Annotated in this window: 15 protein-coding genes; 9 read left to right on the forward strand and 6 right to left on the reverse strand. The window is 38.1% G+C overall.

The features are described from left to right. Positions 1–33 precede the first annotated feature (33 nt). The 4 genes from thrB to AC27IF_RS04965 all read right to left on the reverse strand — a co-directional run bounded on the left by thrB (position 34) and on the right by AC27IF_RS04965 (position 5,177). Entirely contained in the window at positions 34–1,011 is a 978-nt protein-coding gene (thrB, locus tag AC27IF_RS04950; protein ID WP_487052627.1) for a homoserine kinase, read from the reverse strand. Further along, entirely contained in the window at positions 1,011–3,497 is a 2,487-nt protein-coding gene (thrA, locus tag AC27IF_RS04955; RefSeq protein ID WP_487052628.1) for a bifunctional aspartate kinase/homoserine dehydrogenase I, read from the reverse strand. Before thrA ends, thrB begins: the two co-directional genes overlap by 1 nt. A 602-nt stretch (positions 3,498–4,099) precedes the next feature. Then, positions 4,100–4,813, reverse strand: coding sequence for a M48 family metallopeptidase (locus AC27IF_RS04960; protein WP_487052629.1), 714 nt, complete (start codon positions 4,811–4,813; stop codon positions 4,100–4,102). A gap of 10 nt (positions 4,814–4,823) precedes the next feature. Further along, positions 4,824–5,177 carry a YebG family protein gene (locus AC27IF_RS04965; RefSeq protein WP_487052630.1) on the reverse strand — a complete coding sequence of 118 codons (354 nt, stop codon included), beginning with the start codon at positions 5,175–5,177 and terminating at the stop codon, positions 4,824–4,826. 394 nt (positions 5,178–5,571) lie between these two features. On the opposite strand from AC27IF_RS04965, the gene AC27IF_RS04970 reads away from it, so the two are divergent. Then, positions 5,572–5,919 (forward strand): DUF3718 domain-containing protein, encoded by a 348-nt coding sequence (locus tag AC27IF_RS04970; protein ID WP_487052631.1) that lies wholly within the window; start codon positions 5,572–5,574, stop codon positions 5,917–5,919. A gap of 65 nt (positions 5,920–5,984) precedes the next feature. On the opposite strand, the gene mrcB is transcribed toward AC27IF_RS04970, so the two are convergent. Together mrcB and hrpB are read right to left on the reverse strand one after the other, a co-directional pair. Further along, positions 5,985–8,306, reverse strand: coding sequence for a penicillin-binding protein 1B (gene mrcB / locus AC27IF_RS04975; protein ID WP_487052632.1), 2,322 nt, complete (start codon positions 8,304–8,306; stop codon positions 5,985–5,987). A gap of 14 nt (positions 8,307–8,320) precedes the next feature. Beyond that, on the reverse strand, positions 8,321–10,888 hold the full coding sequence (gene hrpB / locus AC27IF_RS04980; protein ID WP_487052633.1) for an ATP-dependent helicase HrpB: 2,568 nt from the start codon (positions 10,886–10,888) through the stop codon (positions 8,321–8,323). A gap of 132 nt (positions 10,889–11,020) precedes the next feature. Here hrpB and AC27IF_RS04985 point away from each other — a divergent pair, with 132 nt between their 5' ends. From AC27IF_RS04985 to AC27IF_RS05020, 8 genes are all read left to right on the forward strand, one after another. Continuing rightward, entirely contained in the window at positions 11,021–11,500 is a 480-nt protein-coding gene (locus AC27IF_RS04985; protein ID WP_487052634.1) for an acyl-CoA thioesterase, read from the forward strand. 143 nt (positions 11,501–11,643) lie between these two features. Continuing rightward, the gene (locus AC27IF_RS04990; RefSeq protein WP_487052635.1) at positions 11,644–12,063 is read left to right on the forward strand and encodes a hypothetical protein; all 420 of its coding nucleotides are present in this window, start codon (positions 11,644–11,646) and stop codon (positions 12,061–12,063) included. Between the two features lie 69 nt (positions 12,064–12,132). Further along, positions 12,133–12,849, forward strand: coding sequence for a DNA/RNA nuclease SfsA (gene sfsA, locus AC27IF_RS04995; protein ID WP_487052636.1), 717 nt, complete (start codon positions 12,133–12,135; stop codon positions 12,847–12,849). A 337-nt stretch (positions 12,850–13,186) separates the two neighbouring features. After that, complete coding sequence (dksA, locus tag AC27IF_RS05000) at positions 13,187–13,633, forward strand: RNA polymerase-binding protein DksA (protein ID WP_487052637.1); 447 nt, start codon at positions 13,187–13,189, stop codon at positions 13,631–13,633. A 16-nt stretch (positions 13,634–13,649) separates the two neighbouring features. Further along, positions 13,650–14,594, forward strand: coding sequence for a tRNA glutamyl-Q(34) synthetase GluQRS (gene gluQRS, locus AC27IF_RS05005; protein WP_487052759.1), 945 nt, complete (start codon positions 13,650–13,652; stop codon positions 14,592–14,594). A gap of 24 nt (positions 14,595–14,618) precedes the next feature. Continuing rightward, complete coding sequence (locus AC27IF_RS05010; RefSeq protein ID WP_487052638.1) at positions 14,619–15,098, forward strand: DUF3291 domain-containing protein; 480 nt, start codon at positions 14,619–14,621, stop codon at positions 15,096–15,098. Between the two features lie 2 nt (positions 15,099–15,100). After that, positions 15,101–15,715 carry a flavin reductase family protein gene (locus tag AC27IF_RS05015; RefSeq protein ID WP_487052639.1) on the forward strand — a complete coding sequence of 205 codons (615 nt, stop codon included), beginning with the start codon at positions 15,101–15,103 and terminating at the stop codon, positions 15,713–15,715. Positions 15,716–15,756: 41 nt separating this feature from the next. Next, positions 15,757–16,431, forward strand: a complete 675-nt coding sequence (locus AC27IF_RS05020) for an SDR family oxidoreductase (protein ID WP_487052640.1) — start codon at positions 15,757–15,759, stop codon at positions 16,429–16,431. Positions 16,432–16,488 lie beyond the last annotated feature (57 nt).

Here is a 16,488-nt window from a genome sequence, read left to right on the forward strand (position 1 = left end):
AAGGGTTTAACCTCAGCTACTTTAGTTAATTAGTTATATTTCGATTGCGCCTGTTTCGTCTACTTGGCATACATGCACGAAACCGAGCGCTGTTTGTAAATAATTTTCTTGCAACCATATGGCAAAGCTTTGCGCTTGTTGTTCATTATCACAAATACAAAACAACGTTGGTCCTGATCCTGAAATCCCCACAGCATGAGCACCTTCAGCAATTAAAAAGTCATGAGCTTGCTGGTATTTAGGTAATAAATTTGTTCTATATGGCTCAGCCACTACATCCGTTAGCACTGAAAACGCTTGTGCTTTATCTTGCCTGTGGCAAGCATCAACAAAAGTTGCTAAATTTTGACCATAGCTTATCACATCAGCACGACTATAACTGGTTGGCAAAACATCACGAGCAGCTTTAGTAGACACTTCAATACCAGGGTAAGCCATTACATAATAACAATCATTAAAGCCGGGTAAAACACGACTAATAACTTCTGCATCAGGCACCATCAATTGCAGACCACCTAAATAACAAGGCGCAACATTATCATAGTGTAAACTGCCACTAATTTGTGCTTCCATTTGGCCGGTCATTTTTAACAACGTTTTTTCATCAAAACTAAAGTCTTGATACTTTGCATAATAAGCATTTAAACCTGCTAGCGCAGCAACCACTGAACATGCACTAGAGCCTAGACCACTACCTACTGGCATCTTTTTGTCTAAAGTCATCAATACATGAACAGGTGTTTGGTCATTATCATTAAGAGCCTGATTAAAAAGCTGTAAACAAGACCAAACGATATTGTCTTCTTTATCTTTAGGTAGCTTGTCTGCAAATGCGCCAACGACAACTAAATCATCTTTTAAGGCCGGCTCTACACTAACCACATCACCAAGTAAGGTGCCATCTACAGGTTTAACTGCTAGACCTAAAACATCAAAACCAACACTAACATTGCCTATTGAGGCAGGAGCAAAAACGGAAACACTTTGCTGAGTATTCACTTCATGAGTCATTAGAGCTGCTGCTCCCAAGCAAGTGTTCTTAATACATCACCAAAAACTCCAGCAGCCGTAACGGCAGCACCAGCACCATAGCCACGTAAAACAAATGGTAATGGTTGATAATAACGACTATGTATAGCTAACGCATTCTCACCATCTTTTATGCTATACAGTGGATGGCTGGAATTTACTGCTTCAATAGAGACTTGGCACTTTCCATCAACAATATTACCAATATATCGTAAAACTTTACCCTCAGCTTTTGCAGCTTCGCTACGTTCACTAACTTGTACATCAAGAGACTTAAGGTTTTCCATAAATTCATTAACATCACCGCTATCATCAAAGTCATCAGGTAAAACCGACTCGATATTGATATCAGATAGCTCAAGCTGCATGCCTGATTCACGTGCCATAATGAGTAATTTACGTGCCACATCCATACCACTTAAATCGTCACGCGGATCTGGCTCAGTAAAACCATTTTCTTTAGCAATAGCCGTCGCTTCAGATAAAGACATACCTTCATCTAACTTACCAAATATATAAGATAAAGACCCTGAAAGTACCCCTTCAAAGCGTTGTAATTCATCACCCGCTTTAATCAAACTTTGTAGTGTATCAATAACAGGTAAGCCTGCCCCTACTGTCGTTTCATATAGGAATCGACGATTCGTTTTTTGTGCGGTACTGCGTAGTTCTTGGTAATATTGCCAAGAATCAGTATTGGCTTTTTTATTTGGTGTTACCACATGAAAGCCTTCAGCTAAATAATCGATATAGCTCATTGCTAGGGCTTCATTGGAAGTCGAGTCAACAAGTACAGGATTAATTAGATGATTATCACGAACAAATTGCTTTAAGTTTTCCGCATTCACTTCCAAGGCGTTACCATCAGCTAAGCCTTGCTTCATGACTTCTTGCCAATTTTCTAAATCAATACCTTCTTGATCAAACACCATACCTTTAGAGTTGGCGATACCATAAACTTTCAAAGCAATATTCTGCTCTTTTAGGCTGCTTTGTTGGCGTGATATTTGTGCAATTAGTTCGCTACCAACAACACCACAGCCAACCAAGAACACATCGATAGTCGGTTTATGTGAGAAGAAGTTTTGATGGCTAACTTTCATAGCATCGGTACATTTTCGTTGTTCAATCACCACAGAAATACTACGCTCTGATGAGTCTTGAGCTATTGCGACAACATTCACTCTTGCCTGCTCTAATGAACTAAAGAATTTTGCTGCTACACCCCGTTGGTGATGCATACCATCACCAACCAGAGAAACGATAGAAAGCTCACCTTTTAAAGCAACAGGCTCGAGTAAACCATTAAGCAGCTCTAATTCAAACTCTTCTTTTAGACTTTGCTCAGCTAATTGAGCATCACTTGAGTGGATACAAAAACTGATACAGTATTCACTTGATGATTGGCTAATTAAGACTAATGAAATATTTTCACGGCTCATGGTAGCAAACACTCGACTCGCCATGCCAACCATACCTTTCATACCTGGACCTGATACATTGACCATGGTTAAATCATCAAGGTTTGATATGGCTTTAACACGTTTTTGTTGATCATTTTCGTTAGAAATTAATGTACCCGGCGCTGCTGGATTACTGGTATTTTTGATTAAGCAAGGAATATGATATTGCGCGATAGGTCCGATTGTTTTCGGGTGTAATACACTAGCACCAAAATATGATAACTCCATCGCTTCTTGGTAAGACAAATAATCTAATAATTTAGCTTCTTTGATCATTCGAGGGTCGGCATTATATACGCCATCAACATCCGTCCATATTTCGCAGCACTCCGCTTGCATACAAACGGCTAGAACTGCTGCAGAATAATCTGAGCCATTGCGACCTAATGTCGTGATTTGACCTTGCTGATCATCAATATCGACATGAATACCGATAAAACCTGGCATTAATGAAATGGTATTTAGTTTTTCGTATTCCGCAGAAAACTTCTCTTTAGAGAGTACCAAGTCAGCTACTGCATTTAATGATGAGTCATTGGTATAGAGAAACTTCTCTGGTGATAATAACGAAACTTGCAAACCTGAAGATTGTAGCACTGAGTCTAAGATAGCAACGCTTAAGCGCTCTCCAGTACTGATAACACGTGCGCGAATATGATCAGGACAATAAGTTAACATTGTCGCCCCTTGCATAAAACGCTGTAACTGATGCTCATAATTAGTCAACGCTTGTTCGCAATGTTGAGAATTAAAGCTTTCAAGACTTGCTGATAAATCGTCAATAATAGTGGTTATTGCGCGCTTAAAATGACCTAAATCTGTAATTAGCTTGGCTTCATCGGTAATATTCTCCGCCATAGCTACTAGGTGATTAGTGACACCCTGCGGAGCTGAAACAACAACCGCCACATCAGAAGACTGGCTTTTATCTTTTATAATATCAGCAACTTGACGAAAGCGCTCAGCAGAAGCTAGGGATGAGCCACCAAATTTAAGTACACGCATTATTTTTTCCTTTAATAAAAACAAAAAACCCGTAACCTTTTCAGGTCACGGGCTTCGATAAAATTGTTATTTTTTACACGTTAGCCAGCGACCGCCATCCCAATTCGGGTGGTGGTAATAATAATGGTTTGGCTAGTAGTAATATTCATGATTGATAAAATGCCTGAATTGCCACTTTGTGTCAACCTTAATTGGCACTCTCAACTCAGACTAAAAAGTTATAGGTTATGAATAACTATATAAGTAAGATTAATAGTTATTAAAAAACGTACCTTTTAAATAAAAAATAACATTAATATGGCAATTAATTACCTAGCAAAAAATACAAACTGGTAAGAGAAAGTGTCGCTGACGACATATATATAAAGGCCATGCTTAAGCTATGCGTATTAAGTTTCATCACTATTCCTATTTATGTTAATTCAAACAAGTGAGAGTCAATTAATTGTGCTTTTTACTTCAAAGCATTGATAAACAGAGAAATAAGCTAATTTCATGCCACTATGTTTTTGGACATAAGCATAATAAGGTAATGGGTGCTAGGCATCTGCAATGAATAGTTAACTGACTGTAAGGATTTGTACGCGTTACAGAGGAATTGATTAAGGGAGTTGCCAACTTAATTTAGACTGATGATTTCTCAACCAAAGCTTAGCTTGTTTATAATCTGGAAAATATTTAGCAACTAACTGCCAAAAATCCGTTGAGTGGTTTAAAAATCGTAAATGGCACAGCTCATGGACAACAATATAATTGATGACATCGTCAGGTAACATCATCATTAAATAGTTGAAACTAAGCTCTCCCCTACTATTACAACTTCCCCATCTAGCGCGATATTGGCGAATTTTGATACTCGTGGACTGAAGCTGTGTTACTTCACTGTAATGGCTAACTTTTTCGGGGATAATAGTTTGTGCTAGTTGTTTAAAGTAAGCTTCTAACTGCTTTTTGACAGCGATTTGAAGTTTAGTTTGATCAGTTAATTTCGCTTCATAGCGTCTTGCAAAGACTATGTGAAATTCTGCCGCTTCTTGATGAAAGTGAGTTTCAGATTTGATGCCAAAACTAATTTTCAAGCTGACCAGTTGCCCTAAAATATACAACTGGCTACCTTGTGAAAAGCAACAAGATTCAGCTTGTTTCTGTGATTGCTCAATAACTTTTGCTTTCAGCCAGGCAGACTTTTCGTTTACTAAAGTATTAATGGTTTTATTATCCACAAAGTGAGGAGCACGAACCACGATTTTTCCATGCCTAACCTCTAGTGAAAGTGTTTTGCGACGATCACTGCGAATAATTTGAAATTCAACCATAGCTTTACGTTTAGCTAGCCTCACTAAGCTTCGGTTTTGCTGCTGCTTTCTTTTTTGGTTTGGCTGCCACAGCCGGCTTTACTTCTTCGGCTACCGGCTCTGCTAATGCAGGCTTTTTGGCGGTATTTTTAGCGACTTTTTTTGCAAGTAAAGCCACAAGCACTTCTTCTCTATGTTGTGCTAAATAAATACTCAGCTCTTCATTTACAGCATCGCTTAATTCAACGGGTGATTGCGCAAAGACTTCAGCCAAATTATCAGCCATATCCAACATTTTATCGTATTCATCTGCTGACTTCTTATCCATAAATGTTTTTGCCTCCACCCCGTGTCTAATGACGACAAATCTACTTTCAACTGCCATTGTTATTCCTTAGTCATGTTAAAAGAAAAGGTTTAAATTAGTTTTATGAGCTTATCACGAACTACCGCAAACTGTATATAATAACAGTGTTAATTTTAAGTTAATTCTATATTCAGGCAATATTCGTTGCTTTTTATCTCACGTTAAATTGCACCTACAAAAGATTTCGTATGTCCATTTATTTACAAATGTAAAAGTTTTGAAACAACTGCACAATTATTTTTTGCATATTAAATAAACAATCAATAACTTAACAGTTTTAAGGACAAAATAGCAGGACTTTTACTTACATCCACAAGCAAAGTGTTAACAACTTTTTATCCAAAATACTCCACTATTATATGGCGTGTTGCACTTTAGTTACACGTTGACCAATATTATTATGGAGAATATCATGAGAACATTAAAAACAACCCTTATCGCACTTGCTACAGCCGTTCCTGTATTAGCTTTTAGTTTACCTAGCCAAGCCATGGACCCTACCTTAGAAAAAGCCTTGGTAAAAATGTGTAAAGCTGCTGCGAGTAACACGCCAATTAGACTAAAAAACTCTATCGACGCCTATCGTTTATCAGATAGGAATGTTGCCTTAAATGTAATGTGTAATGGCGATGATATTATTAGTTTTGCTGAGAACCATGGCGCAGACAAAACTGCAGCAAAATTACAACGAAGCATAGGTAATGTTAGTATTATTGATACTGCGGCGGCAGAGAAACTTAGTGTCACATTCACCGAATAGTTTTGAGGAATAACAATGTGTTATTAAACAAGAGCACTCTACATTAGAAGTAGGTGCTCAGTTTACTAATCACCGAATAGTTTTTCAAACCAATTGCGTTCATCTTTATTCGTTTTTAAGCAATTTTCAGTTTTTCGAATACCTAAAGAAATAGCGGGATAACTTTTAGTATTTTGACAATCACTGGTAACTGCGTTGCCTGTTTGTTGCTCAAACACAGTCAAAACAACTGCATCGGGTTTACTGTGAACTAGGTTTGTCACTCCTTGCTTTTTCATATAATCTGCGAAAAGCACCAAAGCGCCACTACTACCCGTTAACCCTGTCGGGGTATTGTTGTCATTGCCTAACCATGTAGTAACTAAATGCGTGTCATCATAACCAATAAACCAACTGTCGCGTAAATCATTACTGGTACCGGTTTTGCCCGCTAACTCAGCTCCTTTTACTCGCCATGATAACGATCTTGCCGTGCCTGTTTTCGCCACTTCTGTTAACGCAAAGTCAAGTAAATATGCTGCATTGGTAGATAATATTTGCGCTGGTTTTTCTTCAAACTCCCAAACAGTAGCACCGCTTTCTCCGACGATCAGATTAATAGCATGTGCTGACATTGCACTGCCTTGTTTAGCCAACGGTAAATACATTTGATTAATTTGCCAAGGAGACATGTCAATCGCCCCTAGTAGCATTGATGGCCGAGTGACTAACTCTTTGCGATAACCTAACGAATACATAGCATTAGCAATATTATCTAATCCTAACTTCATTCCTAAATTAACCGTCGGAATATTTAAAGAGTTAACTAAGCCATCAATCAATGGCACTTGTCCTCTATATTCACCATCATAATTTTGAGGTTGCCATTTTTGACCTTTTTCGCTACTTAGGGTTATCGGCTTATCGTCTAATACAGTCGCCAAATTAAATTGCTCATATCGCTCTAGTGCTGCGATGTAAATAATAGGCTTAATCAGCGATCCAATCGGTCTATTGACATGTAAGGCTCGGTTGAAGCCAGCATAACCACTTTGTTTATCTGCTACTATGGCACGCACTTCAGCACTAGCGATATCTGTCACTATCATTGCCGCTTGTAAATCTTTTTGTTTTTGTTGCTTTTCTAGCACAGAAAGTCTTGATGCTACGGTTTGCTCTAGTAACTGCTGACTGACATGAGAGAAGCCAGTAAAAACTTTAATACCTGATTTTTGCTGACGACTAGATATCTGCTTATTGAGCTCACTTTTGACCAGTTGTAAATAAGCTGGATAATTTTGGCTTTTAAATCGACGCTGCTCTCGAACAGTTAATGGCATAGTTACCGCTTGTTCAAACTCATGCACAGATAATAAGTTTTGCTCAAACATTAAACGGAGAATCAAATCGCGTCGAGTTTTTGCTCTCTTTGGATGACGCCAAGGGTCGTAATAGCTTGGCCCTTTTACTTGTGCGACGATGAGTGCAATTTGCTCATGGTCTAGTTGGGTTATCGGTTTGCCAAAATAAAATTTGGCGGCTAAACCAAAACCATATATGCCATTGGCATAGTGTTGCCCTAAATAGACTTCATTAAGGTAGGCTTCCAACAATTGATCTTTGCTATACCTAACTTCAATAATCAGAGCCATTAAAGCTTCTTTTAACTTGCGGGTTAGTGTGCGTTCTCGCGTTAAAAACATATTTTTAACGAGTTGCTGAGTAAGCGTACTGCCTCCCTGCACGGTTCGGCCAGCCATCAAATTACTATATAAAGCACGCAAAATACCAAAAGGCGAAATACCTTGGTGATGATAAAAATCACGATCCTCTATCAACAACAAAGTATCAAGTAATAAAGTAGGGACATTTTCAAGGTCAATTAAAACGCGATCTTCTTTATTATCAGGAACTAAACGAGCTAGTAAAATCGGCTCAAGTTTTATGCTTGCAACAGCTGAGTCGTCAATATCAAGATAGCTAATTTTGCCTTGCTCAAATTCTATGGTGAGTTTAACCGCTGAATTACTTTCGCCTATTCCAGCATCCGGAAAATCAAATGCTCGACGATAAACAATTAGCCGTTTTGATGATTGTGCATATTGTCCTGGACGATAAACAGTAGTAACTTTTTGATAACCATTTAATTTAAGCGATTCAACTAATAAACTTAAACTTTTTTCCTCTCCTAGGTATACCTTTTCAATTTGGCCATAAATTTGTGCTGGTACTTGCCATCGTTGACCTTCAAATTTTTGCTGAACTTTAGCATCTAAATAGATAGTGAATATCACCAGTACAAAAATAATCGCCAGCATAAGTTTAAGACTGGTAATGAATACCCAGTTTAACCATGATGTTGTAGCGTTTTTCTTTGGGGTTTTATCATTGTTTTTCTTAGTGACCATTAACTCTGAATTTCCTAACTTCTTTTTGCGGTAATATTTTCAATATGACGTTTCGTTTTATTTGTCGCTTTGGTATTAGCAGGATCATCTGGCCAATAATGCTTGGGATAGCGACTTTTCATATCTTTTTGAACAGCTTTATAACTGCCCGCCCAAAACTGGGCTAAATCTTGTGTGATTTGAATAGGTCGCTGAGCGGGTGATAATAACTCTAAAACAAGTGAGGCACCATCATTGTTATTGCTCTGAGCACTTGTAGTTATGCCTATTTTCGGTGTTTCCTGTAGTCCATAAACCTCTTGCATAGGTAACGACACCTTAGGGGATTTTTCCATGCCGTATGTTATCGGGCAATGACGCCCAGTAGGGCCAAGATAGTGACTCGGAGCTGCTTGAGCCAAAATTTGTTGTTGTTGATAATTTAGCAAGGACAATAAAATAGCTGATAAGTCGAGTTGTAATAATTTCGCTTTCGACTTAATTTCTCCTACAAAAGGGGCTAACCACTGATTTAAATTCGCAAGCAGCCAGTGATCAGATATTTCAGGAAGTTCATATGCAGGAAAATAACGACATAACCATTGCCACCTAGCTTTTAGCTCTAAATCTTTTCGCTGCCAGCCTAGGACATCTAGCCCTTTTTTATTGATGTAGGTACACCACATATCCCGAATTATATCCGCGCTAATCACCTTATTCGATACCGTTGACGATAACACTAAGGCTGCAAGCTTAATTTGTTTTCTTACTATGATTTTACCACTGGAGTCATCAAATATTGCTAACTCCTTCTCTTTGATATTCTTAGCAAAAACATGTTCAATATGGGAAAGTTCAATACTTGCCGCCAAACGGACTCTTAAAACACTATTTATTTGCATTAAATCAGCAACGACTAAAAATGGCTCAGCCACCAAGACATCTTGTTCATTCAAACTCACTCCCTTACCATTTGCACAAATATACTCTCCCACAGATTTCCTTGCCATAGCTACCCGTTCAGGGTAAGCATATGCGAGTAATAAGCCGCTCATTTTTGTGGGTGAATCCCTTAACAAAGTTAACGCCTCGCTTAATACTATCTGTAAACTTCTTAACAAGGTTTTTACTTGTTTTATTATATTAACTAAATTGCCATAAGGCTTGTGCCAATGAGCAATTAACTGTTCCACTCTATGATTTAAATTACTATCATATTGAGCACGATCCTTTGCCAATATATCTCGCTCTTCTAGAAGCGCTGTTATTATACAAGCTAAAAAAGCGCTACTCATGTCGATTGCTCTTGCCTGAATTAACATATGCGCAAAACGAGGATGGCAAGGGAGTTTTGACACCTTATCTCCATGAGCGGTTAACTTGCGCTGCTCATCGACAATATCCAAGCTTTGTAACTCTTGCCATGCCTGCTGCTCTTTTTGCTGTTTAGGCACTTCAAGAAGTGGTAATTCAGCTAAACTCGTTACTCCCCATCGTGCTACTTCAATTAAAGTGGGTAATAAGTCAGCCTGCTGAATAGCATTGATACTTTGCTCTGCCCTTCGGTCAAAGTCATCTTTGGAATATAAGCGAATACAATGGCCGGGCATAAGTCGACCAGCACGACCAGCTCTTTGAGTAGCTGATGCCTTAGCAATTAGTTGCTGATTCAATTTATTCATTAGACTGGCATTGTCATAACTTGCGACTTTTTCAAAGCCGCAATCTATCACCATATTAATGCCTTCAATTGTTAAAGACGTTTCGGCAATATTCGTGGCAAGCACCAGTTTCCTCTTACCTGAGCCACAGGGTTGAATCGCTTGTTGCTGTTCTTTTAAGGTCAAATCACCGAATAACGGACATAACAATAAATCACTCGGACAATACTGACTTAATGTTTGTGCAATAAAACGAATATCGCCAATACCAGGTAAAAACACTAAAATAGAGCCTTGATGAGTCAGCATCTGCTGTTTAATGACTTGAACCGCATGATCGCGCCAACGATGGATATTACTTGCGGCCTGATAACTATATTCAATAGGGAAACTGCGCCCTTCACTCACCAACACCTTGGCATCAGGTAATGCCTGTGCCAAATAATCACTGTCTAATGTTGCCGACATCAATAATATCTTTAAATCATCTCTCAAGCTTTGTTGGACATCGCGGGTTAATGCAAATGCTAAATCACCATGTAGTGAACGCTCATGAAACTCATCAAAAACGACTAAAGCACAACCACTTAGCTCAACATCTTGCTGAATGATTTGCGTTAAAACACCTTCGGTTATCACTTCCAAACGAGTATGTTTAGAAACTTTAGTTTCATTTCTCAAGCGATAACCAACGGTATCACCTACAGTCTCATTTAATTGGCTGGCTAAATAGCTGGCTATATTTTTAACCGCTAATCTTCTTGGCTGTAGTAAATAGATTTTTTGCTTTGCCAGCTCAGGTAATGCCAATAACCACAAAGGTAAACATGTCGACTTACCGGCACCGGGTGGCGCTGACAAAATAACAGTGTGGTCTTGCGTTATGGTTTGACAGAATTGTGATTTGATAGCCTCAATAGGCAATGACGAGGTGGCAGGCATAAAAAATATAGTCGTAAAACGAATAACGCCATAATAACAATTTTTTATTGCGATTACCTTAAAATAGCTAAGCTGTTGATCTTGACTATAATAATGATAATGCAGCTAAGAACGGGTTTATGAGTTATGAACATGAAAAATGATAACAGCGTTGAGTTTTGTTTTCTCGCTGAGCCAACTGATGTAAATTTTGGCGGAAAAGTGCATGGTGGCATGGTAATGAAATGGATTGATCAAGCCTCTTATGCCTGCGCAGCTAAATGGAGCAAACGTTATAGTGTTACTGTTTCGGCGAATGGAATTCGCTTTATTCGCCCTATTCTTGTTGGTCAAATGGTATCAGTAACTGCGCAAATTGTTCACACAGGAAGATCGAGCATGCATATTTATGTTGTCGTGCGTGCTAGAGATCCCAAAGAAAACAGTACCGTGATCACCAATCGCTGCTTTATTACTTTTATGGCCACCGATGAAAGTGGCTATCCAGTTAAAGTACCTATTTTCGAGCCCGAATCAAAAGAAGAAAAAATGCTAGAGCAAGTAGCAATGCATGCAAAAGATTTTGCCAAACAATTAGATCAAGACTTTGAAGAGAAGCTTGGCTGGAAATAAGCCATCCAAGAATAAAATTCATAACCAACTGAAATTAAATAAAAATTTAAACTTGAAAATATAATAAAATCTGCTTACTTGGCAAGGATTTAAAAACTTGCTATCAATATCCTTCGGCTAAATTCTTTAAAATAGGAGTAAATATGCAATATTCAGCACATGGAAGTTATAGCATTGAACAAGAAAACAACATATTACTTGTGGATGCTCAAGGACCTTTTAATGAAGTTACCGCCAAGAAATATCATAAAGATATTGAAATTTATACAAAAAAAATGAGCAATAGTCCTTGGGGCTCCATTATTACCTATCGAGGCAATGGTGTATTCACACCGGATGCAGAAAAAAGTTTAATAGAAACCACTCACTATAGAATTGAGAATGGCATGATAGCAATTGCTGCGGTAATTAATGACACTGCTTACGCTGATATTTTACAAATGCAGTTACAACGCATATACCAAAGTTGCCAAATACAATTTAATTTCTTCAGTGATGCTAATAACGCTAAAATCTGGTTAGATAGCTTTATTGATGAACATAATATGAGTGTTGCCAATTGATAAATAGTGATAAGTTTTTCAGCTAGTTGTATCATCGCTAGCTCAAATGAATTACTCAAGATCAAATAAATGTTGTTCACACCTCCCTTACAGCAGTCTCAGTTAATTAAGCGTTACAAGCGCTTTTTAGCTGACATAATATTAACAGACGGTAGTCAAACTACATTACACGTAGCTAATACAGGTGCAATGACAGGTTGTGCTGAACCGGGCGATATTGTCTGTTACAGCACATCATCTAATACTAAGCGTAAATATCCCTTTAGTTGGGAGATAACTATAACGGCAGATAATCACCATATTTGTGTGAACACCATTAGAGCGAACCAATTAATAGAAGAAGCTTTGAATGCAAATGTTATAACAGAGCTCGCTGATTATTCATCAATTCAAAGGGAAGTAAAATACGGAAGTGAAAACAGTAAAATTGATTTTTTGCTCACAGAGCCGAAAAATCCGGCCGCTTATGTTGAAGTTAAAAGCGTTACTTTGCTTGAAGGGGAACAAGGATATTTTCCTGATGCGGTGACCACACGAGGACAGAAACATCTTCGTGAATTAATCGAAGTAGCTCAACAGGGTCATCGAGCTGTTTTACTTTTTGCCGTTTTACATTCAGGTATCAATTCAGTCAAAATAGCAAAACATATCGATAAAAAATATAATGCTTTAATTGTCGAAGCACAAAATAACGGCGTAGAAATATTAGCATACAAAGCGGAATTTGAATTAACTAACCAGTCAACTAAAATAGTGATAGCTAAGGCGATTAACATCATAATTTAAAAGATAATGATTGACGAACCCTAGCAAAACTTGCTAAAAAAGCTTGCTCATAAAAAAAGACAAAAATAATAATTTTAGTGCAACTGAAGTGATTAGTAATAACTTATTGATATAAAAGTAATTATTTTTTACTTGAAAATTTTTTTACCAGAAACCTTGTTTTTTGTTAAAGGTAATACAATATAGACCTGATATTTCAGGTCTATTATAAACATATTCATGCTGCATAAAATGCGGTTTTCAAGATGAATATTATATTGGCACTTAATAGCCAAGGAGATGTTAAATAATACATTTATTAAACAGCCTTGGTTTTAGTAGCATTAGGAGATAAAGCATGCCAACAAGTAAGAATAAAGCATTAGGTGTAATGGCATTAGCAGGTGTTGAGCCATATGTAGAAAAAGCTAATGAAGAATACATGGGTACTCCACAGCAAGAGCATTTTAAAAAGATTTTGGATGCTTGGCGTGTACAACTTCGCGAAGAAGTTGATCGTACTGTAACGCATATGCAAGATGAAGCAGCAAACTTTCCAGACCCTGTAGACAGAGCCGCTCAAGAAGAAGAGTTTAGCCTTGAACTTCGTACTCGAGATCGCGAACGTAAACTCATCAAAAAAATCGAAAAAACACTACAATTGATTGAAGAAGACGAGTTTGGTTTCTGTAAGTCTTGTGGTATCGAGATTGGCATTCGTCGATTAGAAGCTAGACCTACAGCCGATCTTTGTATTGAATGTAAAACCTTAGCTGAAATTAAAGAGCGTCAAATGGCTGGCTAAGCCATTGAATACAAAAATTTCCGAGAAAAACATAAAGCAAATCAAGCGACCAGATTCTATAATCGAAAAAGAGTATCGTGGTCGCTTTGCCCCATCTCCCTCAGGTTTACTCCACTTTGGCTCTTTAATTGCCGCTCTAGCAAGCTATTTAGATGCAAAATCGACTATTGATTCACAAGGTAACGCGGGGAAGTGGTTAGTTCGAATTGAAGATATTGATCCCCCCAGAGAACAAAAAGGTGCTAGTTCAGCTATTTTGAGCACGCTTGAAGCGTTTGGTTTACTTTGGGATGAACAAGTACTGTATCAAAATGAACAAGCACAGCTGTATAATCACTTACTACACGAAATCCAAGAGCAGAAACTTAGTTATTATTGTCATTGCACACGTGCCCAAGTTAAAGCGCTCGGTGGTATTTACCAAGGCCATTGCCGTGATTTAAACATGGCAAAACAGCACAGCGCAACTCGGCTTATTAACCAGCATGGGCTTTATCAATTTACCGATATATTTCAAAATAAAGTTCAAAGCAATAAGCTGCTCGCCGAAGAAGACTTTATCATTCATCGTAAAGATGGTTTATTTGCTTACCAGTTAGCAGTCGTTCATGATGATATTTATCAAGGTATTACGCATGTTATTCGTGGCTGTGACTTACTCGAGCCAACGGCAAGGCAGCTAACATTATTTGCAGCACTAAAACAACAAGCACCAATATATGGACATGTTCCTTTAGCAGTTACTGAGCAAGGATATAAACTCAGTAAACAAAATAAAGCGCCGGCCATTAATAATAAAAAACCTCAACCTGCACTCATAGCTGCACTGAAATTTTTAGGGCAAAACCCTGAGCCAAATCTTGTCCACGAAACCGTGACAGATATTATCAACTGGGCAATAAATCATTGGTCAAGAGCACAGGTACCCAAGGTTAAAGAACTCGATATAAACCACTACTAACATCATTCATCAAGGAGGAAAATCATGCACCTAGCACAATTAAATATTGCAAAAGCTAAATACCCATTAGATTCACCACAGCTAAAAGAATTTGTCGATAACTTAGAGCCGGTGAATAATATTGCAGAGCAAAGTGAAGGTTTTGTTTGGCGATTGCAAGATGAAAGTGGTGATGCCACCGACATTCAGGCATTTACTGATCCTAATATTATCGTCAATATGTCAACTTGGCTGTCAGTAGATGCCTTGAAAAATTTTATGTTTAGAACCCATCACCGTGATTTTTTACGTCGAAAATCTTTATGGTTCGAAAACATCCCTCAAGATAGTTATGTACTTTGGTGGGTAGCTAATGATCACAAACCCACCATTGAAGAAGCTGTTGAGCGCTTAAATTATTTACGTGAGCATGCAGACTCACCCTACGCTTTCTCCTTTAAAAGTAACTTTAGTGCTAAAGAAGCGTGCGAATTTCTTACCAAGCAGCAACATAATAGAAGTTAACCATGAACTTAAATTTCTCTGATTACAGTGCAAACCAGCGTTATCATTTAATGACGCAAACCATCATTCCTCGCCCTATTGCTTGGGCATTGACTGATTCAGATAATGGTAGCTATAACTTAGCACCTTTCTCTTATTTCACCGCAGTATCAAGTGAGCCACCGATATTAATGCTATCGGTTGGAAAGAAACCTAATGGTGATAACAAAGATACCTTAACGAATATTATTAATAACAAAAGAATAGTCATTCATATTGCGGGTGAACATGATGCTCAATTAGTAACCCAAACCGCACAAACACTTGCTCATGGAGAGTCAGAGCTGGCTCAAGCATCTTTAAGTACAAGTGAATTTCTAGACTTTTCACTGCCAAGATTGAGCCGTTGTGATATCGCTTATGGTTGTGAATTGTACGAAATAAAAGAGCTAGGCACAGTGCCACAGAGTTTAATTTTTGTGGAAGTAAAACAGGTGTATATTAATGATGATGTAATTGAGCTCGATAATAAGCAACGGGTAAAAGTACACGCTGATAAAATAAAGCCACTTGCACGTCTTGGTGGTGGTGAGTACGCTTCAATCACATCACCTTTTACCATGGAACGCCCAAAATAAAGATCGTAAACTTCAAGTAAATTAACAATCAAGGATATGTTATGTCAAAAACAACTGTAATTACTGGTGCTAATCGCGGAATTGGCCTAGCGATGGCTAAAATTTGCCAACAAAATGGCGATAACGTCTACGCTCTATGCCGACAAAGCTCACCGCAACTAGCATCACTTAACGTGAATATCATCGACCAGGTTGATATAGCCACCGAATCAGGCTTAGCTAAAGCGGCATTAGAAAATATCACCATAGATTTACTCATCAATAATGCCGGTATTTTGCGGGATGAGAGCTTACAAGATTTTAATACTGATACAATAACCGAGCAATTTAATGTTAATGCGCTGGCTCCATTGTCATTAACTCAAGCACTGTTAGCTAACTTTACTTCCGGTAGTAAAATTGCCTTTATTACCTCTAGAATGGGCTCTATCACTGATAATGGCTCAGGTGGTCGATACGGCTACCGAATGTCAAAAGCGGCTCTTAATATTGGCGCTATGTCATTAGCAAAGGATTTAGCAACAGAGCAAATTGCCGTCGGTATTTATCATCCAGGTTATGTACAAACTGATATGGTTAATAAAACGGGTGATACTAGTAATGGTGATATCAGTGCCGATCTTTCCGCGCAAAGGTTAGTCGATTTAATGAATAACTTAACCATGGTAGATTCTGGTGTATTTAAACACTCTAATGGTGAAGTACTGCCTTGGTAAATTGGTTTCTAGTTTATAGCAGCGACAACACCAAATATCGCTGCTTTTTCATTCTCT

The organism is Colwellia sp. KS18-150 (assembly GCF_057551365.1).